This is a genomic window from Rhizobacter sp. P3_B12 (genome assembly GCF_056402895.1).
This window is the reverse complement of sequence record NZ_JBFUGN010000029.1, coordinates 1-18475: the sequence shown is the minus strand read 5'-3', so window position 1 is coordinate 18475 and position 18475 is coordinate 1. Positions and strand designations below refer to the sequence as shown.

The following is an 18475-nucleotide window of genomic DNA, read 5'->3' as shown; positions in this document are numbered from 1 at the left end:
GGTGCCGACGTAGAAGACGCGCCGGCCGCCATCGAGCGTCTGCAGCGCGTCGAGCGGCCGGCCGCCGAGGCGGAACTCGCCGTCGTAGTCGTCCTCGATCACCAGCGCGTCGGCCCGGTGCGCATGCGCGAGCAGCGCGGCCCGGCGCGCCGCTGACAGCGTCACGCCCAGCGGCGACTGGTGCGACGGTGACACGCCGATCAGGTCGATGCGGCCCGGCAGGCGGTCCACGCAGAGACCGTGAGCGTCCACCAGCACGTCGTGCAGGCGGGCGCCRGCCTGCGCGAACGCGACGCCCAGCGGCGGGTAGCCCGGGTTCTCCAGCGCGATCGCGGTGCGGCCGGGCGTCACCAGGCAGCGGGCCAGCAGGTCGAAGGCCTGTTGCGCACCGGCGGTGACGACCACCGCATCGGCATCGCAGGCCACCGCCCGCGCGTGCGACACATGCCGCGCGATGGCCTCGCGCAGGCGCGGGTCGCCCTGCGGGTCGCTGCCGGCGCCGCTGGCGCGCGACGCGGCGCGCAGCGCACGGGCGGTGAGGCGCCGCCACACGTCGAACGGGAACTGGCGCTGGTCGGGGTAGCCGATGCGGAAATCGAAGCGCGGCGGGGGCGAGGGGCGCGCGGGCGCGCTGTCGCGCCAGGGCGCCGCCAGCTTGTGGGCCAGCGACGCGCCCGCGGCATCGCCCGCCGGGCCGCCGTGACGCGCCGAGACGTAGGTGCCGGAGCCGTGCCGGCCTTCGACGTAGCCTTCGGCGAGCAGCAGGTCGTAGGCGCCCAGCGCGGTGCTGCGCGACACGCCGGCCAGCCCGGCGAGCTCGCGCGTGGCAGGCAGGCGGGCACCCGGCGCGAGCCGGCCGTCGACGATGGCGGCACGCAGCTGGTGGTGCAGGGCCTGCTGCACGTTGCCGGAGCCGCGCGCGGGCAGATCGAGGCGCRGGTCGAAAAGTGGCTTGCTCATCTTGGCGGAAAGTGGATCTCGAAACGAGCCACATTGAACGGCATCCTGAGGCCATCGACAAGACCCTGGAGCCCACGATGAACCACCCGATCTGTGCCACCTGCGGCACCCAGTTCGCGCTGTCGGCCGTGCCGCCGCCGCGCTGCCCCGTGTGCGAGGACGAGCGCCAGTACGTCGGCTGGAAGGGCCAGCGCTGGACGACGCGCGGCGAGCTGGCGGCTGCCCACCGGCTGCGCATCGAGGACGACCAGGGCGTGCTCGGCATCGGCCTGGCGCCAGGCTTCGCGATCGACCAGCGCGCGATGTTCCTGCCCACCGATGCCGGCAACATCCTGTGGGAGAGCCTGAGCCTGGTGACGGACGAGGCGGTGCAGGCGCTGCGCGAACGCGGTGGCGTCGACCTGATCGCGATTTCGCATCCGCACTTCTACGCGGCGATGGTCGACTGGAGCGACGCGCTGGGCGGCGTGCCGATCCTGCTGCACGAAGCGGACCGCGAATGGGTGCTGCGGCCGGCACCGCAGATCCGCTTCTGGGGCGGGGATGAGCTGCGCCTGTCCGACGGCGTCACGCTGCTGCGTTGCGGCGGGCACTTCGCCGGCAGCACCGCGTTGCACTGGCGGGACGGGCCGCGCCCGGGCGGCGCGCTGTTCCCCGGCGACGCGCTGCAGGTGGTGCAGGACCGCCGGCACGTGTCGTTCATGTACAGCTACCCGAACCTGATCCCGATGCGGCGTGCCGACGTGCTTCATCTGCGCGACGTGGTGGCCGGTCTGCCGTTCGAAGACGTGTTCGGCTACACCTGGGGGCGCAACATCATCGGCGACGGCCACGCAGCCGTGCAGGCGTCATTCGAGCGCTACCTGGATGCGGTCTCGTCAGAGGTTCGAGGATCGCTGCCAAAAAAACATTCGCAGACAGCTTGACGGTGAAGTAAAGACTATTTACAGTCCACCTCCTTCGCTCATCGAGCACCACTTCTGACAGGCAGTCGCATCGTGAAACTTGCATCCGTCATCGCCATCCACCAACCCGTTCGCGGGGTGGTTGCGTGCGAGTCGTGTCTGCCGATGACGAGCCATGAGTGCTTCGACCGAGACGAGGACCAGATGCACCCGGGAGAAGGCAGCGCATAGGCGCACACCTTCGACTCTCTGTACGCAGAGGCCCGGATTCCGAAAGGATCCGGGCCTTTTCTCTTCAACTATCAAGAAGCCTTTGTGGAATCAAGCCAGGAGGGCGGAAATCGGCCGCAACGATTGGGCGGCGCCGGAACCCGTGACCGGATGGATTGAATGCTCCGTTGACTCAGTGGCCAGAGTGCCGGCCTGTCTAGCCGGAAGCCGCGGGTTCGACTCCCGCACGGGGCGCCAGCAACATCTCGACGTAGCCAAGTGGTCGAAGGCATCTGGCTGCAAACCAGACGGCGCAAGCCCGCATCCGTTCGAATCGGATCGTCGAGTCCATCAGTTCGTCTTTCCGATGGCGCATGTGCGCTTGGGTGTGACCGTAGCTCAATGGCAGAGCCGTGGGTTGTGATCCCGCTGGCGCCGGTTCGATTCCGGCCGGTCACCCCCAAGCGCATTTGAATCTCACGCGTCGCAGACCCGGACGCAAAACCATCCACCATCAACCAGCAAGGAGGTGTGCCATGAAACCCATCAACGAAGACGACGTGAGCTTTCGAGGTCATGAGCAAGCGACGCAAGGGCTTCCCGTCCGAGACCGGCGTCAAGCGCGGCCATCGAGTCGTCGGTGACGGCAAGGAGCTCCTCGAGAAGCTCGGCCGCAACGATCCATGCCCGTGCGGCTCCGCGAGGTCGTTTCAAGCGCTGCTGCCTGCGCAGCGGATGCTTTTGACGGCGTGAACCGCGATCACTACGAGCGCTGAGGTTCCACCACACAGGCCCGCGAAAGGAGGCCACCCATGCATTCCCATCCCCACAGCCACGTGCTGCAACTCGACATCCAGGGCACGCCCCAGGCGTGGATCACGCTGGAGCATGCAGCGTCGCACGTGGCCGTGGATGCAGTGGCCTGGGTCGACGGCGACGGTCCGCTGGCCACGCTGCGCGGCGGTTTCAACGTCGCGCGCGACCGCCAGTCGGTCATCGACGTGYACCCGATCATCGCGTTGCGCGGTGCATCGGGCGTCAACCTCTTCGACGTGGTGCCGGCCTTCAGCAAGGGCAAGTTGTTCCGCCGCGACCGCATGACCTGCGCCTACTGCAGCCAGTGCTTCCCGGAGCGCGATCTGCAGTGCGAACACATCGTGCCGGAGTCTCGCGGCGGCGGCTGGACCTGGATGAACCTCGTCACCGCGTGCGCCGCCTGCAACGGCCGCAAGGCCGCCCGCACGCCCGAGGAGGCGCGCATGCCGCTGGTATACCTGCCGTACGTGCCGAGCCGCTTCGAAGGCTTCCTGCTCGAAGGCCGGCACATCCGCGCCGACGTGCACGAGTGGCTGGCGGCGCGTTTGCCGAAGGGATCGCGGCTGAGTTGAGCCGTTACTCCAGGTTCTGCACCTGCTCCCGCAACTGCTCGATCGCCACCTTCATCTCCACCGAGATGTTGGTCAGCTCCAGCGTCGAGGCCTTCGAGCCCAGCGTGTTGGCCTCGCGCAGCAGCTCCTGGATCAGGAAGTCGAGCCGCTTGCCGACCTCGCCGCCGGCCTTCAGCAGGCGGGCGATCTCTTCCAGGTGGGCGCGCAGGCGGGCCAGCTCCTCGGCCACGTCGATGCGGATCGCATAGGCCGCCGCCTCGTTCAGCGCACGGTCCTGCAAGGCCTCGCGGGCGATGCTCTGCGCCGCGCCGGTCACGTCCAGCGCCTCCTGCCAGCGCTCGACGAAGCGCTGCTGCTGGCGCTGCACCGCGGCCGGCACCAGCGGCTCGGCCTGCGTGGCCAGTTCGCGCAGGCGTTTCACGCGCTCCATCAGCACCGCCACCAGCTTCTCGCCCTCGCGCTCGCGCGCTTCGGCCAGGCCGTCGATGCAGCGGCGCGCGGCGTCCAGCGCCGCTTCGTCCAGGTGCTCGGCCGTCGAGCCCGTCTTGCACCACTGCAAAACCTCGTGCACCGACAGCGGCTGCGCCTTCGGCAACCAGCTCTGCACGGTGTTCTCGATGCGGCTCAGGCGGTTCAGCTGGTCCGGCTGCGGCGTCGGCCAGGCCGATTCGTTTTCCCGATGGGTGTTCAAGCGCAATTCGACCTTGCCGCGCCGGAAACGCTTGGTGATCAGGTCGCGCAGCACCGGCTCCAGCGAGCGGAATTCATCCGGCAGGCGCAGGCTCAGGTCGAGGAAGCGGTTGTTGACGGAACGCAGTTCCACCATCACGCTGGTCGCGGTCGCCGTCGGCGACCGGGGGGCGGAAGCATCTGCCGCCACCGTGCTATCTGTGGCGGTTTGCGCCCCGGAGGTGGCGCTTGCGTACCCGGTCATGCTGTAGACTGGCATTCAATTTATCGCATTGCAAAATCCGATTATGTCAAAGCCAAAACCCGCTCCGTTGCCGTCGGGCACGGTCGTCGGTGGCTACCAGGTCATCAAGAAGCTGGCAGCCGGTGGCTTTGGGGTCGTCTACCTCGCCGAAGACTCCGACCGTCACCTGGTGGCCGTCAAGGAATACCTGCCGTCCTCGCTGGCCGAGCGCGCGCCCGGTGAACTGACGCCGCGCGTCAAGCCCGAGAAGCAGCCGCTGTACCGCCTGGGGCTCAAGAGCTTCTTCGARGAAGGGCGTTCGCTCGCGCAGATCAGCCACCCGAGCGTGGTCAGCGTGCTGAACTTCTTCCGCGAGAACGAAACCGTCTACATGGTGATGAACTACCTGCAGGGCGACACCCTGCAGGATTTCATCGTCACCGCGCGCGACCTGAAGCGCGACAAGGTGTTCCGCGAGTCCACCATCCGCAGCCTGTTCGACGAGATCCTGCGTGGCCTGCGCATCGTGCACCAGCACAAGATGCTGCACCTGGACATCAAGCCGGCCAACATCTTCATCACGAACGAGAACAAGGCGGTGTTGCTCGACTTCGGCGCGGCGCGCGAAGTGCTGAGCAAGGAAGGCAACTTCATCCGCCCGATGTATACACCCGGCTTCGCCGCGCCCGAGATGTACCGCCGCGACGGCACGCTCGGCCCCTGGACCGACATCTACGCGATCGGCGCCTGCATCTACGCCTGCATGCAGGGCTATCCGCCCAACGATTCCCCGCAACGCATCGAGAAAGACCGCCTCGCGCTGTCGCTCTCGCGGCTGCGCAACGTCTATTCCGACAACCTCATTGAAGTAACCGAGTGGTGCATGTCGCTGGATCCCTTGTCGCGCCCGCAAAGCGTTTTTGCCCTGCAGAAGGAACTGGCGCGCGAGACCGAACGGCGCTACACCAAGCTCAGCTTCAGTGAACGACTGAAGCTGCAGCTCGAGAACCTCACGACCGGCGCGAAGGGCTGAGGGCATGCGATTCACCGTGTACCAGGTCAGCCGAAAAGGCGGCCGCGAGAAGAACGAAGACCGCATGGGCTATTGCTACACGCGGGATTCGGGGCTGTTCGCGCTCGCCGACGGCATGGGCGGCCACCCCGAAGGCGAGGTCGCCTCGCAGCTCGCGCTGCAGACGCTCGCCGCGATGTACCAGCGCGATGCCAAGCCCACGCTGAAGGAGCCGATGCGCTTCCTGCACGAGGCCATCATCGCCGGCCACCACCAGCTGCTGCGCTACGCCACCCAGAAGGCGCTGATCGACACGCCGCGCACCACCGTCGTCGCCTGCGTGCTGCAGGGCAACAACGCGTACTGGGCGCACTGCGGCGATTCGCGGCTGTACCTGGTGCGCGGCGACAAGCTCGTCGCCCGCACCCGCGATCACTCCTACTCCGAACTGCAGGAAACGCTGAGCCACGTCGTGCCGATGGGCGAGCGCTTCAACCGCAACGTGCTGTTCACCTGCCTGGGCAGCCCGGGCAAGCCGGTGGTCGACACCGTCGGCCCGCTCGTGCTGCAAAGCGGCGACCGCCTGCTGCTGTGCTCCGACGGCCTGTGGGGCACCGTCACCGATGCGACGATCACCGAGCAGCTGGCGCGCAACACGCTGGCCGACGCGGTGCCCGAGCTGGTCGAGCAGGCGCTGCGCAACGGTGGCGCGAAGAGCGACAACGTGACGGTGCTGGCCGTCGAATGGGAATCGGCCGAAGACAACGACAGCAACGGCGGCATCTCCACCGACACGCTGGGCGAGGAAGTCTTCGCGTCGACGATCCAGGCGAGCGTGCTGGGCCAGGAAGCGCCCGACGAGCTCGACGATGCCGAGATCGAGCGCTCGATCAAGGAAATCAACGAGGCGATCCGCCGCTCGTCGCAGAAAAAGCCCTGACGGCACGCCGGGCGCGTCCCGGCGTAAGCTTCGCTTCATGACCTTTCGAGTCCGCTCGCGCCCGTCGCGATGCGGACTTTGTCTTTCACGACACCACCTTCATCGCCCGCACACCCCATGAGCTTCATCCGCACCCAAGGTCGCGCCGCCGATGCGCTGCGCCCCGTCAGCATCCGCCGCCATTTCACGAAGCACGCCGAAGGTTCGGTGCTGGTCTCGTTCGGCGACACCCAGGTGCTGTGCACCGCGTCGGTCGAAGAGAAGGTGCCGCCGCACAAGCGCGGCAGCGGCGAGGGCTGGGTGACCGCCGAGTACGGCATGCTGCCGCGCGCCACCCACACCCGCGGCGACCGCGAGGCGGCCCGTGGCAAGCAGAGCGGGCGCACGCAGGAGATCCAGCGCCTGATCGGCCGCTCGCTGCGCTGCGTGTTCGACCTGAAGAAGCTCGGCGAGCGCAGCATCCACCTCGACTGCGACGTGATCCAGGCCGACGGCGGCACGCGCACCGCGGCGATCACCGGCGCCTACGTGGCGGCATACGACGCCGTCAGCTGGCTGCAGCGCAAGGGGCTGATCACCGAATCGCCGATCCGCGATGCGGTGGCGGCGATCTCGGTGGGCATCGTCGACGGCACGCCGCTGCTCGACCTGGAGTACGTCGAGGATGCCGGCTGCGACACCGACATGAACGTCGTGATGACCGCTGCCGGCGGCTTCGTCGAGGTGCAGGGCACGGCCGAGGGCGCGGCCTTCTCGCGCGACGAGATGGGCGCGCTGCTGGCGCTGGCCGACAAGGGCATCCGCGAACTGGTGGCGGCGCAGCGGGCCGCGCTGGCGGGTTGAAGGCGATGCGGTTGGTCCTCGCGTCGAACAACGCGAAGAAGCTCGGCGAGCTGCAGGCGCTGTTCGCGCCGCTGGCCATCGAGCTGGTCACGCAGGGCTCGCTCGGCATCCCCGAGGCCGAGGAGCCCTACCTCACCTTCGTCGAGAACGCGCTGACCAAGGCCCGGCATGCCGCGCGCGCGGCCGGGGGCGCGGCGATCGCCGACGATTCCGGGCTGTGCGTCGATGCGCTGAAGGGCGCGCCGGGCGTGCTGTCGGCGCGCTACGCGACGCTGTTCGGCCAGCCGAAGAGCGACGACGACAACAACCTCGTGCTGCTCGACTGCATGCAAGCGCACGACGACCGCCGCGCCCGCTTCGTCAGCGCGCTGGTCGCGGTGCGCGAGGCCGACGACCCCGAGCCGCTGATCGCCTTCGGCCGCTGGAACGGCGAACTGCTGCGCGAGCGCGCCGGCGAGGGCGGCTTCGGCTACGACCCGCTGATGTTCATCCCGGCGCTCGGGCGCTCGGTGGCGCAGCTGAGTGCCGACGAGAAGAACCGCCACAGCCACCGTGCGATCGCATCGCGGCAGATGCTGGCCCTGATGCGCGAGGTCTGGCACCTTGGCTGACGTGATTCCGATCGGCCCGGCACTGGCCGCGCCCGGCGAATCGGCCGGTGACATGGTGGCGCGCTACATGCGCCCCGGCACGCTGCAGCTCGCCGCGCTGCCGCCGCTGTCGCTGTACGTGCACCTGCCGTGGTGCCTGCGCAAGTGCCCGTACTGCGATTTCAACTCGCACGAGAAGGCCGGCGAGCTGCCCGAGGCGCGCTACCTCGACGCATTGCGGGCCGATCTCGAAGCCGCGCTGCCGTTCGTGTGGGGCCGCCGCGTGCACAGCATCTTCATCGGCGGCGGCACGCCCAGCCTGTTCGCGCCGGCCTCCATCGACCAGCTGGTCACCGACATCCGCGCCCGCCTGCCGCTGGAGGCCGGCTGCGAGATCACGCTCGAGGCCAACCCCGGCACCTTCGAGCGCGACCGCTTCCGCGGCTACCGCGCGGCCGGCATCACGCGGCTGTCGATCGGCGTGCAGAGCTTCGACGACGAGAAGCTGCGCGCGCTCGGCCGCGTGCACGACGCCGCGCAGGCGCGCGCCGCGGTGGCCGAGGCGCGCGAGGCCTTCGACACCTTCAACCTCGACCTGATGTATGCGCTGCCCGGGCAGACGCTGGAGCAGTTCGATGCCGACCTGAAGCAGGCGCTCGATTTCAAGCCGCCGCACCTGTCGATCTACCACCTGACGATCGAGCCCAACACCTTCTTCGCGAAGCACCCGCCGGCCATCCCCGACGACGACCTCGCGTTCGACATGCTCGACCGCATCGTCGAGCGCACCGCCGCGAGCGGCCTCGCGCGCTACGAGGTCTCGGCGTTCGCGCAGCCGGGCCACCGCTGCCTGCACAACCAGAACTACTGGCAGTTCGGCGACTACCTCGGCATCGGCGCCGGAGCGCACAGCAAGCTGAGCTTTCCGCACCGTGTCGTGCGGCAGATCCGCTACCGCGATCCGGCGAAGTACATGGCGCAGGCGCTGGCGGGTGCTGCGATCTCGCAGGACGAAGAGGTCGCGCGCAAGCAGCTGCCGTTCGAGTTCATGCTGAACGCGCTGCGGCTGGTCGACGGCTTCGAGCTGGTGCGCTTCACCGAGCGCACCGGGATGCCGCTGAGCGCGATCCGCGCGCCGCTCGACAAGGCGCTGGCGCAGGGGCTGGTCGAGCAGGACGGCGGCTGGGTGCGGCCGACCGGCCGCGGGATGGATTTCCTCAGCGACCTGCAGTCGCTGTTTTTGGCCGATTGATTCCCGGATTGGCATCCAGGCTACGAATCCTGTAGCCCGGATGCCAATCCGGGATGGCCGTCACACCGACGCGCCGCCCCCATGGCGCATCAGCTCCAGCATCTCGTGCAGGTCGTAGGTCATCACCGCGAGGAAGCCGACGAGCGCGATGTAGGTCACCGCATAGCCCGCCCGCGTCTCGAACGACGCGACCCGGTAGGCCTGCGCGGCCGGGTCCCCGCGCTGCTTCCACGCGGTCCACAGCTGCGAGCCGGCCAGCACCGCCACCAGGATCAGCATCGGGCTCGGCCGCCACATCAGCATCGCCAGCAGCACCGGCACGCCGGCGAGCCACAGCCAGGGCGAGATCACCTGCGTGATGCGCCCGCCGTCCAACGGGCTCAGCGGGATCAGGTTGAACAGGTTCAGGAAGAAGCCCGAGTACGCGACCGCGAGCAGCCAGTCGATGTGCTGGTCGCGTGCGACGAAGTAGCAGGCCAGCGCGCCGAGCGTGCCGATCAGCGGGCCGCCCATGCCGACGTAGGCCTCGGTCTCGGCGTCGTGCGGCTGCTCCTTCAGCTGGATCCAGGCGCCGACGAACGGTATGAAGGTCGGTGCACCGACCGCCAGCCCGCGCTGCCGCGCCGCGATGAAATGCCCCATCTCGTGCACGAACAGCAGCACGACGAAGCCGACCGCGTAGCGCCAGCCCCAGATGAAGGCGTAGACGACCACCGACAGCAGCATCGTGCCGCCGGTCGTGAGCAGCTTGCCGAACTTCAGGCCGCTGAACAGCAGCAGGAGCAGTTTGATCACGTGTCGAATTCTCTTGTGTCGGATGTCAGGTGTCGGATTTCTTGCGCGTGAAGAACTTGCCGATCACCGCCAGCAGCCCGGCACCGGCCAGCAGCGCGACCTTGGCGAACTTCAGGAAGAACGCCGCGATCACCGCGAACAACCCGAGCTTCTTGACGGCCACGCCGGCCACCAGCGCGGCAATGCCGTACTCGGCGACCTTGTCGGTGCTGCTGTTGAAGTCGGTGTAGCCCTTGCCGCCGTTGAAGTGCAGTGCCGACAGCAGTTGGCCGGCCACCGGCTTGTCGGCCTCGATCGAGGCGCGCGAGGTGATCAGGTTCAGCGTGATGTAGCCCTCGCGGCCGAGCGCGTAGGTGTTGTAGTTGATGCTTTGCTGCGCGTCGTTCTCGCCGGGCGTGCGGGCGGCCATCGACCACACGAGGCGGTGCGTCGCCGCGTCGTAGCTCGGCTTCTGCACCCAGCCGACGATCTCGAGCTCGGGGAAGCCCTGCTCGCGGCGGCGCTTGTTGCCTTCCTCGGTGCCTTCCTTCAGGCTCTTGTACAGGTCGTCGACGTTCCAGTCCTTCGCGTCGTCGTCCTTGATGTAGCCCGAGGCCTCGTAGCGCGCGACCACCAGCCATTGCGGGTCGCCGCTGGACTGCACCAGGCCGATCAGGTGGTCGTCGCTGCTGTTGCCCATCGCCTGCATCAGGCGGCCGGCTTGCGGCTGCGGGATGTATTCCATGCCGGCGGGCAGCTTCAGCACGGCCTGGTCGCGCAGCAGGATGTCGCTCGGGCCTTTCATGGTGGCGGCCCGCGCCGCGGCGACGGCGGCCTCGCCTTCCTTCTGGCGGTCTTCCGCGGTGCCGGCGCGGCTCGCCGTGGCGGCCAGCGCGAATGCGGCGGCCAGGGCCGCAGCGGCGGCGATCTTGATGAACTTCATGGGTCCTCCGGGGTGATGCTGTGGTGTTGTCTGCGTCGCAGTTTTCAGCGCGCCCTCACGCGCCGGACCATGCTAGCGCACGGGCATCGGTGGTGTCTTCACCAAGTCTTGGGATTGCGTGAGTTCTTCGCGCAGCCAGTCGCGCAGCGCGACCAGCGGCGGCCAGTCCCGCAGGTCGGGCGGGTAGACGAGCCAGTAGGCGTAGGCCTCGTCGTCCGGCAGCGACAGCGGCGACAGCCGCACCAGCTTGCCGTCGCAGATCGCATCGGCGGCGAGCAACTCGCGCGCGAGCGCCAGGCCCAGGCCCTGCTCGGCGGCCTGCAGCATCAGCCCGGCATCGTTGAAGGCGGCGACCGGGTTGACGCGCACGCGCAGCCCGGCCAGCTCGAACCAGCGTGCCCACAGCCCCGGGCTGCCGAGCAGCGGCTCGTCGGCCAGCGCCTTGGCATCGCGCCCCTGCAGCCGGTGCGCGGCATTCGGCGAGCCGATCGCGATCAGCGGCGAATCGATCAGCCGCTCGCTGACCAGGCCTTTCCACTCGCCGCTGCCCTGGCGCAGCGCGGCATGGAAGCCGTCGCGCTTCAGGTCGATCACCTGCTGCGACGCGAACAGCTCGATGCCGATGTGCGGGTTGCGCTCGCGCCAGCGCGCCATGCGCGGCAGCAGCCAGCGCTGCGCGAACGACGGCAGCAGCGTGACGCGGATGCGGTGCTCGGCGCCCGAGGCGGCGGCCGCCGCGGCGCGCATGCCGTCGTCGAGCTGGGCCAGCGCCGGCTCCACCGCGCGCAGCAGCGCGGCCCCGGCGGCATTCAGCGCGATGCGCCGCCCGCGGCGGTCGAACAGCTCGAAGCCCAGCTGCTCCTCGAGCAGCTTGATCTGCTGGCTGACGGCGCTGTGGGTCAGGCTCAGCTCCTCGGCCGCGGCGCGCAGGTTGGACAGGCGGGCGACGGCGCGGAACGCCGGGAGCGTGTTCAGTGGCAGGCGATGGTTCGGCATGACTGGTAAGCATAGCTGACCAATTGGCGCTGAACAAATCGATTCCTTCCCAGGGTGCCGCCTTCTATGCTTACCAGCACTCGATCAAGAAGGAGCCCACCATGTCGACGCCGCAAGTGTTTCAGCCGAGCCTGCCCCTGTGCCGTCCGGTCGCCGTGCGCTGGGCGGATCGCTGGCGCGAGGCCTTGCTCGCGCCGGTCGAGGCGTGGCAGCGTTGGAGGGAGGGCCGGCAGCGCGAGCACCGCTACGACGCCGTGCTCGACCTGAACCCGCGCACGCTGCGAGACATCGGCGCGCCCGAGTGGGTGGTGTCGCACGCGCAGAGCCGGCGCGAGGTCGAAGCGCACCGCGTCGACGAATTCCACCTCGGCGTGCGCGAACTGCCGTCGCGCTGGTGACCTGGGGTCGGACCTGGGTCAGACCCGGTTCAGCGACAGGCCTGACGTGCTGCGCAGACGCTCGATCAGGTGTTGCGCAATCTGCGTCAGCGGCAGCACCTCGTGCGCCGCGCCGGCGTTGATCGCCTCGCGCGGCATGCCGAACACCACGCAGCTGGCCTCGTCCTGCACCAGGTTGTAGCTGCCGGCGTCGCGCAACTCACGCATCGCCTTCGCGCCGTCGGCGCCCATGCCGGTCAGCATGATGCCGAGCGCGTTCGGGCCGACGACGCGCGCCGCCGACTTGAACAGCACCTCGACCGACGGCTTGTGCCGGTTCACCGGCTCGCCGTCCTGCACGCGGGCGATGTAGTTCGCGCCGCTGCGCTCCACGCTCAGGTGCAGCCCGCCCGGGGCGATGTAGGCATGGCCGGGCAGCACGCGTTCGCCGTCCTGCGCTTCCTTCACGCGGATGCGGCACAGGCCGTCCAGCCGCGCCGCGTAGCTGCGCGTGAAGCCGGGCGGCATGTGCTGCGTGATCATCACCGCCGGGCAGTCCGGCGGCAGGTTGACCAGCACTTCCTTGGTCGCCTCGGTGCCGCCGGTGGAGGCGCCGATGAAGATGATCTTCTCGGTCGACAGCCGGCCGAGCGAGGCCATCGGGGCGGCCGGGCGAACCGGCGCGGCCGTGCCGTCGGCCGGCGCGCTCGCCGGCACGTGCAGCTTGCGGATGTGGGCCTTCGACGCGATGCGCACCTTGTCGGTGATGTCCTCGGCCAGCAGGCGCAGGCCGTCGGCGACGCCGATCTTCGGCTTCGCGACGAAATCGATCGCGCCGAGCTCGAGCGCGCGCAGCGTCACGTCGGCGCCGCGCTCGGTCAGCGTCGACACCATCACCACCGGCATCGGGCGCAGCCGCATCAGCTTGCTGAGGAAGTCGATGCCATCCATGCGCGGCATCTCGACGTCGAGCGTGATCACGTCCGGGTTCAGGTTGCGGATCATCTCGCGCGCCACCAGCGGATCGCTGGCCGCGCCGATGCACTCCATGTCGGGTTGCCGGTTGATGATCTCGGTGAGCAGGCTGCGCACCAAGGCCGAATCGTCCACCACCACCACGCGTGTCTTTGCCATGTTCGTGCCTTGCAGGTTGTCTCGCGGTCGTTTGTCGTTGTCTGTCAGAACAGGTCCACCGAGCCGCCGCCGGTCGCGGCGGGCACGGCCTTCTGCGCGGCGACGCGGTCCTGCTGCACCAGCGCATCGGTGTGGGCCGGCGCCAGGCGCTTGACCATCGCCTTGCCGCTGCCGGGCAGGAAGCAGACCTTGCGCGGGTAGATGTCGAGCACGTCCTTCGACACGATCGGGATGCGCTCGGTCTTCAGGTAGTCGATCACGAAGCTGGTGTTGCGCTCGCCGACGTTCATCGTGTTCATGCCGCTGATGACCTGGCCGCCGCCGAACACCTTGGCTTCCATCGTCATGCGGCTCGCGCCGCGCTTCATCATCTCGTTGATCAGCAGTTCCATCGCGTACGAACCGTAGCGGCCCGAGTCGCCGGCACCGTCGGGCAGCATGAAGTGGTTCATGCCGCCGACCTTCGCGTTGCGGTCCCACAGGCAGGCGGCGATGCACGAGCCGAGCGTGGTCATGATCAGCATGTCCTCGTCGTGCACGRAGTACTCGCCGGGCAGGATCTTGACGGCGTCGTTCTTGAAGTGCGCGTCGTAGAAGAAGAACGAGGCCTCTCCCGGCTTGCGCGGCGCGCCCTTCAGGCGATCGAGCCGGGAGCCGGCCGCGGGGGTGTTGGAGCTGATCAAGGCCATGGTCTTTCCATATCGGCGGGCTGCGGGGGGTGCTTGAGCAGGCTCAGACCCGTTCGTAGACCGTCTTGCCGCGCAGGCGGAAGATGTCCTTGGACTCCGTGAAATTCTCCGAGTGCCCGACGAACAGCAGGCTGCCGGGCTTCATCACGCCGTGGATGCGTTCCAGCACCTTGCGCTGCGTCGGCGCGTCGAAATAGATCATCACGTTGCGGCAGAACACGATGTCGAACGGCTCGCCGAGCGACCAGCGCGCGTCCATCAGGTTGTGCACCCGGAACTCGATCATGCGCGCCAGCTCGGGCTTGACGCGGATGAAGCCGCTGTTGTCGCCCTTGCCGCGCAGGAAGTGGGCGCGGTGGTGGTTGGCGGTCAGCCCGCGCGCATCGGCCGGGTAGACGCCGCGGCCGGCGGTGGCGAGCACATTGGTGTCGATGTCGCTCGCGACGATGCGCACCGCGCTGTGGCCGAGCGCCTCGGCGCAGGTCATCGCGATCGAATAGGGTTCTTCGCCGGTCGATGCGGCGTTGCACCAGACGCGCAGCGACTGGCCGGCGCGCGCCTTCAGGTCGGAGGCGAGCGCATGGAAGTGGTGTTCCTCGCGGAAGAACGAGGTCAGGTTGGTCGTCAGGCAGTTCACGAACTCCTGCCATTCGCGGTCGGCCTGCGGGCCGCTGGCGCCTTCGAGCCACTGCAGGTAGCTGCCGAAGCTGCGCTGGCCGGTCTCGCGCAGGCGGCGCGACAGCCGGCTGTAGACCATCGCCTGCTTGCCCGCATGCAGGCTGATGCCGGCGCGCTGGTAGATCAGCTGGCGCACGCGTTCGAAATCGGCCGTGCCGAAGCTGAACTCCTGGTCGGATGCGTTGCGCAGCGCGGCGAGTTCGGCAGGGGACGCAGCACTCATGAAGTCTCCAGAGATCGTTCGGATGTTGTTCGAGACGGGACCAGCGGACTCCGATGCAGCCACCTCCACGACTTATCGGCTGCCAGTCTGCGGAGCTTGAGATCCCGCGAACGCGGGAGATGGGTGCCAATCACCGCGTATTTCCCCGGCGGGCGTGAATATGTCCGCTGCTAGACTGAATCCATACAGCCCCGGGCTCGACGTGTCCACATCTCCAGCAGTACCCGCAACGCCTGACCCGACTCCCGCACCCCAACTGCGGCTGGCCGCAGCGTTGCAACTGCTCGGCCAGTCGGGGCATCCGCTGCCGGATTTCGCGCAGGTGGGCCAGACGGTGTGGCTGCAGTCGGTGATCGATGCGCTGTGCGACCTGTCCAGCCGCGACGCGCTGACCGGGCTGTCGAACCGCCGCCAGTTCGAGCTGGCGCTCGCCCGCGAGATCGACCGCGTGGCGCGCGCCGGCGAGCCGGCCCTGGTGCTGATGGTCGACATCGACCGTTTCAAGCTGGTCAACGACACGCACGGCCACGCGGCCGGCGACCTGGTGCTGAAGGCCGTGGCCGCCTCGCTGATGAGCTGCGTGCGGCCGATGGACACCGTGGCCCGCTTCGGCGGTGAAGAATTCGCGATCATCCTGCCCAACTGCCCGCCGGCCTTCGGCCAGATGGTGGCCGAGCGCATCCGCAGCAAGGTCGAGGGCACGCCGGTCACGGTGGCGCGGCGGCAATCGCTGACGGTCACGATCAGCCTCGGCGGGGCGTTCGCGCCGCAGTGGGTGCGCTCTTCGGCCACGCTGTGGATCGAACGCGCCGACCAGCAGCTCTACCGCGCCAAGCGCGAAGGCCGCAACCGCGCCTGCCTCGAGCAGCCGCCGGTGTCGCTGGTCAGCGCCGAGGAAAAGGGCATGCTGTTCAATACCTCGCAGTTCCAGGACATTGAGTAACTCATGGGATCAGCTTCGTTGAACGCTTCGCCGGCCGAGCGCCGGGCCGCTCCCAAGCCGGCCGGCATCCCCTCGGGGGATCGGCGGACGTACTCGTCCGACGAGGGGCTGTCATGACGGCGCGCACCATGGCCGTGACCAGCGGCAAGGGTGGCGTGGGCAAGACCTTCGTGTCGGCCAACCTCGCGGCCGCCCTGGCGCGCCGCGGTGAACGGGTTCTGGTGCTCGACGCCGACCTCGGCCTGGCCAACCTCGACGTCGTGCTGAACCTGTTCCCGAAGATCACGCTGCACGACGTGTTCACCGGCAAGTCGAAGCTGGAAGACGCGATCCTGCCGGCGCCGGGCGGTTTCTCGGTGCTGCTGGCCGGATCCGGCCTGGTCGAGTACTCGCGGCTCACTGCCGAGATCCGCGAACAGCTGCTGAAGATCATCGAGACCGTGGCACCGCGCTACGACCGCATCCTGCTCGACACCGGCGCCGGCATCTCCGACGTGGTGCTGTACGCCGTTTCGCTGGCCGACGACGTGCTGGTCGTCGCGACGCCCGAACCCACCTCGCTGACCGATGCCTACGCGACCATCAAGGTGCTCGCGACGCAGCAGCAGCGCACGAAGATCTCGCTGGTGGTGAACCAGGTCAATCGCGCCGGCGAAGGCCGCGTGATCCGCGGGCAGCTGCAGCAGGTGGTCGACAAGTTCGTCGCGCCGCAGCTGGCCGGGCCCGACCCGTCGCTGAAGCTCGAGCTGCTGGGCGAGGTGCCGATCGATCCCTCGGTGCGCGAGGCGGTGCAGAAGCGGCAGCTGCTGCTCGAATCGCTGCCCGGTTGCGAGGCCGCCAAGGCGATCGTCGCGATCGCCGCCAAGCTCGCAATGCCGTGAGCGAGGCCGCACCCGAATCCAAGCCCGCCACGCCGTTCGAATGGGTCGGTGGCGAGAGCGTCGTGCGCGCGCTGGTCGATCGCTTCTACGACCTGATGGACCTGGAGCCCGGCTATGCCGCGCTGCGCGCCGCGCACGGGCCCAGCCTGGACTCCGCGCGCGACAAGCTGTTCTGGTTCCTGTGCGGCTGGCTCGGCGGGCCGCAGCATTACGTGGAGCGCTTCGGCCACCCGATGCTGCGGGCGCGCCACCTGCCGTTCTCGATCGGCATCCTGGAGCGCGACCAGTGGCTCGCCTGCATGCACCAGGCGATGCAGGAGACCGGGCTCGACCCGGCGCTGATCACGCGTTTGCGCGAATCCTTCTTCCAGACCGCGGACTGGATGCGCAACAAGGGCGTTTGAGGCGCCCTTGTTGTCGCTGTCAGCGAGTGTGCGAGACGCGCACCGCGTGCTGGCCGCGGTGATGATGCTGACGCGCAAGGTCGACTGGTACAGCCGACTGCAGAGCCAACCCACCGCCCAGCCTGAAACGCCATGAACACATTCACCTTCCGCCCCCACTGGCTGCTCGCCGCCCTGGCGCTGCTGGCCGTCGAAGTGGCCATCGCCCGCTATGTGCCACCGGGCGTATTGCGCGGCTTTGGCGGCGACGTGCTGGTGGTTGTGCTGGTGTACGCCTTGCTGCGGACCTGCGTGGTACAGCCGGCCGCGCGGCTGGCGCTGTGGGCGCTGTTGTTCGCATGTGCAATTGAGGGACTGCAAGGCTTGGGCATGGTCGACGTGCTGGGCCTGCACGGGCAGACAGTGCTGCACCGCGTTCTGCGCATCGCACTGGGCTCCACCTTCGACGTGTGGGATCTGGTGGCCTACGGGTGTGGTTGGGCGATCTGCCGCGCGCTCGATCTGCTCAAGACAAACATCTGCGGGCTGGGGGAATCGGGGGTTAAAAGCGGTTCGTGAACTCGGTAAACGAGGCATGCGAGGACGATTGTTCGCAGGTGAGGCTCCCGGCTCCGGCGACAATCGACAGATGACACTCGTACCGCGGGAAGTGCAAACATGAAAAGAGAGCTGCTGCCATTTGTCGTTGGGCTTTTGAGCCTCTGCCATGGCACCTTCGCGCAAGCCGAGGAGAAGCTGGCACAGATTCTCTTCGTGGCCAGCAAGAACTTGTCTTCTACGCTGTTCACGGTGACGCCAGAAGCGCGCTGCGTGGCCGAAGATTCGGGGATGAGGTTCAGTTTCCACGCGAACACGACCGAGCCCGAACAGTTGGGCTTGGGCCAAGGCGTTCCCTTCATCATCGCCGCCGGCCCGCCGAAAGGACAGCGTGGTTGCTCCCAGCGTGTCCTGTTCATCCCTCAGAAAAGGCTGAAGTATGTGGCGGTGTTCCACGCCGCAGAAGGCAGCGAAAGCTGCAGCCTCGACGTGGTTGCAGTGCCTGTCAACGAGGTCGTCGAGAGGCTCCAGCGGCAGGACGTCAGCTGGGGCGCGCGCAAGGCAGCTACGCAGATCCCGGAACCTTGCACGCCGTAAGCCGTTGGGCTGGTGGCCAGTCGTTCGAAGTCGGAGACGACAGGCCAGCCAGGTACCCGTAGGCACCGCAGGATCATCCTCAGGCTGTGCCCGGCGCCGCGCACGGGCCCTGCTGCGCAACAGGGGCGTCTGAGCGCCCTTGTTGCCGGGGTCCGCTGGGAATCAGCGGGCCTGGTTCATCCGCACCGCGTTCAGACCATCGGACAACCCCAATTCGAAGCTGCCGCCGGTCGGCAGGTCGGCGCTCGACAGCGTGACGCTGCCACCGCGCAGGTCCTGCGCCAGG

Annotated in this window: 22 protein-coding genes and 3 tRNA genes; 17 read left to right on the top strand and 8 right to left on the bottom strand. The window is 68.3% G+C overall.

Annotated features, from left to right (window positions below; genetic code table 11):
* Positions 1-960, bottom strand: a 960-nt coding sequence (locus AC1D01_RS03460) for an aminotransferase-like domain-containing protein (protein WP_477864683.1), incomplete at its 3' end; no start/stop codon positions are given.
* Positions 961-1037: 77 nt separating this feature from the next.
* Between AC1D01_RS03460 and AC1D01_RS03455 the strand changes: the two genes are divergently transcribed.
* From AC1D01_RS03455 to AC1D01_RS03430, 6 genes are all read left to right on the top strand, one after another.
* Positions 1038-1886: an MBL fold metallo-hydrolase gene (locus tag AC1D01_RS03455; RefSeq protein ID WP_477864682.1), complete on the top strand. Its 849-nt coding sequence runs from the start codon at positions 1038-1040 to the stop codon at positions 1884-1886.
* A gap of 371 nt (positions 1887-2257) precedes the next feature.
* A tRNA-Asp gene (locus AC1D01_RS03450) sits at positions 2258-2333 on the top strand.
* Between the two features lie 7 nt (positions 2334-2340).
* A tRNA-Cys gene (locus AC1D01_RS03445) sits at positions 2341-2426 on the top strand.
* Between the two features lie 37 nt (positions 2427-2463).
* Positions 2464-2534 (top strand) — tRNA-His (locus AC1D01_RS03440).
* A gap of 117 nt (positions 2535-2651) precedes the next feature.
* Positions 2652-2828 (top strand): SEC-C metal-binding domain-containing protein, encoded by a 177-nt coding sequence (locus AC1D01_RS03435; protein WP_477864681.1) that lies wholly within the window; start codon positions 2652-2654, stop codon positions 2826-2828.
* Between the two features lie 59 nt (positions 2829-2887).
* Complete coding sequence (locus AC1D01_RS03430; protein WP_477864680.1) at positions 2888-3463, top strand: HNH endonuclease; 576 nt, start codon at positions 2888-2890, stop codon at positions 3461-3463.
* A gap of 4 nt (positions 3464-3467) precedes the next feature.
* Here the strand turns inward: AC1D01_RS03430 and AC1D01_RS03425 are convergent, their stop codons facing one another.
* Positions 3468-4412 carry a YicC/YloC family endoribonuclease gene (locus AC1D01_RS03425; RefSeq protein ID WP_477864679.1) on the bottom strand — a complete coding sequence of 315 codons (945 nt, stop codon included), beginning with the start codon at positions 4410-4412 and terminating at the stop codon, positions 3468-3470.
* Positions 4413-4440: 28 nt separating this feature from the next.
* Here AC1D01_RS03425 and AC1D01_RS03420 point away from each other — a divergent pair, with 28 nt between their 5' ends.
* The 5 genes from AC1D01_RS03420 (at position 4441) to hemW (ending at position 9013) form a co-directional block, all read left to right on the top strand.
* Positions 4441-5409 (top strand): serine/threonine protein kinase, encoded by a 969-nt coding sequence (locus AC1D01_RS03420; protein ID WP_047507438.1) that lies wholly within the window; start codon positions 4441-4443, stop codon positions 5407-5409.
* A 4-nt stretch (positions 5410-5413) separates the two neighbouring features.
* Entirely contained in the window at positions 5414-6328 is a 915-nt protein-coding gene (locus tag AC1D01_RS03415) for a PP2C family protein-serine/threonine phosphatase (protein ID WP_073467031.1), read from the top strand.
* Between the two features lie 117 nt (positions 6329-6445).
* Entirely contained in the window at positions 6446-7171 is a 726-nt protein-coding gene (gene rph / locus AC1D01_RS03410) for a ribonuclease PH (protein ID WP_477864678.1), read from the top strand.
* A 5-nt stretch (positions 7172-7176) separates the two neighbouring features.
* On the top strand, positions 7177-7782 hold the full coding sequence (rdgB, locus tag AC1D01_RS03405; protein WP_477864677.1) for an RdgB/HAM1 family non-canonical purine NTP pyrophosphatase: 606 nt from the start codon (positions 7177-7179) through the stop codon (positions 7780-7782).
* A gap of 1 nt (position 7783) precedes the next feature.
* Entirely contained in the window at positions 7784-9013 is a 1230-nt protein-coding gene (hemW, locus tag AC1D01_RS03400; protein ID WP_477864685.1) for a radical SAM family heme chaperone HemW, read from the top strand.
* A gap of 60 nt (positions 9014-9073) precedes the next feature.
* On the opposite strand, the gene AC1D01_RS03395 is transcribed toward hemW, so the two are convergent.
* The 3 genes from AC1D01_RS03395 to AC1D01_RS03385 form a co-directional block, all read right to left on the bottom strand.
* Positions 9074-9808, bottom strand: coding sequence for a site-2 protease family protein (locus AC1D01_RS03395; protein WP_477864676.1), 735 nt, complete (start codon positions 9806-9808; stop codon positions 9074-9076).
* A 25-nt stretch (positions 9809-9833) separates the two neighbouring features.
* Positions 9834-10730 carry a DUF2167 domain-containing protein gene (locus AC1D01_RS03390; protein WP_477864675.1) on the bottom strand — a complete coding sequence of 299 codons (897 nt, stop codon included), beginning with the start codon at positions 10728-10730 and terminating at the stop codon, positions 9834-9836.
* A gap of 72 nt (positions 10731-10802) precedes the next feature.
* A complete protein-coding gene (locus AC1D01_RS03385) occupies positions 10803-11726 on the bottom strand; it encodes a LysR substrate-binding domain-containing protein (protein ID WP_477864674.1) in 924 nt (307 codons plus the stop codon).
* 101 nt (positions 11727-11827) lie between these two features.
* Between AC1D01_RS03385 and AC1D01_RS03380 the strand changes: the two genes are divergently transcribed.
* Positions 11828-12124 carry a hypothetical protein gene (locus AC1D01_RS03380; protein WP_477864673.1) on the top strand — a complete coding sequence of 99 codons (297 nt, stop codon included), beginning with the start codon at positions 11828-11830 and terminating at the stop codon, positions 12122-12124.
* Positions 12125-12142: 18 nt separating this feature from the next.
* Here AC1D01_RS03380 and AC1D01_RS03375 read toward each other — a convergent pair whose 3' ends face one another.
* The 3 genes from AC1D01_RS03375 to AC1D01_RS03365 are packed head-to-tail and all read right to left on the bottom strand — an operon-like array spanning position 12143 to position 14827.
* The gene (locus AC1D01_RS03375; protein ID WP_477864672.1) at positions 12143-13237 is read right to left on the bottom strand and encodes a protein-glutamate methylesterase/protein-glutamine glutaminase; all 1095 of its coding nucleotides are present in this window, start codon (positions 13235-13237) and stop codon (positions 12143-12145) included.
* A 44-nt stretch (positions 13238-13281) separates the two neighbouring features.
* Complete coding sequence (gene cheD / locus AC1D01_RS03370; protein WP_477864671.1) at positions 13282-13926, bottom strand: chemoreceptor glutamine deamidase CheD; 645 nt, start codon at positions 13924-13926, stop codon at positions 13282-13284.
* Between the two features lie 43 nt (positions 13927-13969).
* Positions 13970-14827 carry a CheR family methyltransferase gene (locus AC1D01_RS03365; RefSeq protein WP_477864670.1) on the bottom strand — a complete coding sequence of 286 codons (858 nt, stop codon included), beginning with the start codon at positions 14825-14827 and terminating at the stop codon, positions 13970-13972.
* Positions 14828-15107: 280 nt separating this feature from the next.
* Here AC1D01_RS03365 and AC1D01_RS03360 point away from each other — a divergent pair, with 280 nt between their 5' ends.
* From AC1D01_RS03360 to AC1D01_RS03340, 5 genes are all read left to right on the top strand, one after another.
* Complete coding sequence (locus AC1D01_RS03360) at positions 15108-15770, top strand: GGDEF domain-containing protein (protein WP_477864684.1); 663 nt, start codon at positions 15108-15110, stop codon at positions 15768-15770.
* 113 nt (positions 15771-15883) lie between these two features.
* Positions 15884-16651 carry a MinD/ParA family protein gene (locus AC1D01_RS03355; RefSeq protein WP_477864669.1) on the top strand — a complete coding sequence of 256 codons (768 nt, stop codon included), beginning with the start codon at positions 15884-15886 and terminating at the stop codon, positions 16649-16651.
* Positions 16648-17055 carry a group II truncated hemoglobin gene (locus AC1D01_RS03350; protein WP_477864668.1) on the top strand — a complete coding sequence of 136 codons (408 nt, stop codon included), beginning with the start codon at positions 16648-16650 and terminating at the stop codon, positions 17053-17055. Before AC1D01_RS03355 ends, AC1D01_RS03350 begins: the two co-directional genes overlap by 4 nt.
* Positions 17056-17187: 132 nt before the next feature.
* On the top strand, positions 17188-17613 hold the full coding sequence (locus AC1D01_RS03345) for a DUF2809 domain-containing protein (protein WP_477864667.1): 426 nt from the start codon (positions 17188-17190) through the stop codon (positions 17611-17613).
* A 99-nt stretch (positions 17614-17712) separates the two neighbouring features.
* The gene (locus AC1D01_RS03340) at positions 17713-18189 is read left to right on the top strand and encodes a hypothetical protein (protein WP_477864666.1); all 477 of its coding nucleotides are present in this window, start codon (positions 17713-17715) and stop codon (positions 18187-18189) included.
* The last annotated feature ends 286 nt before the right edge of the window (positions 18190-18475 follow it).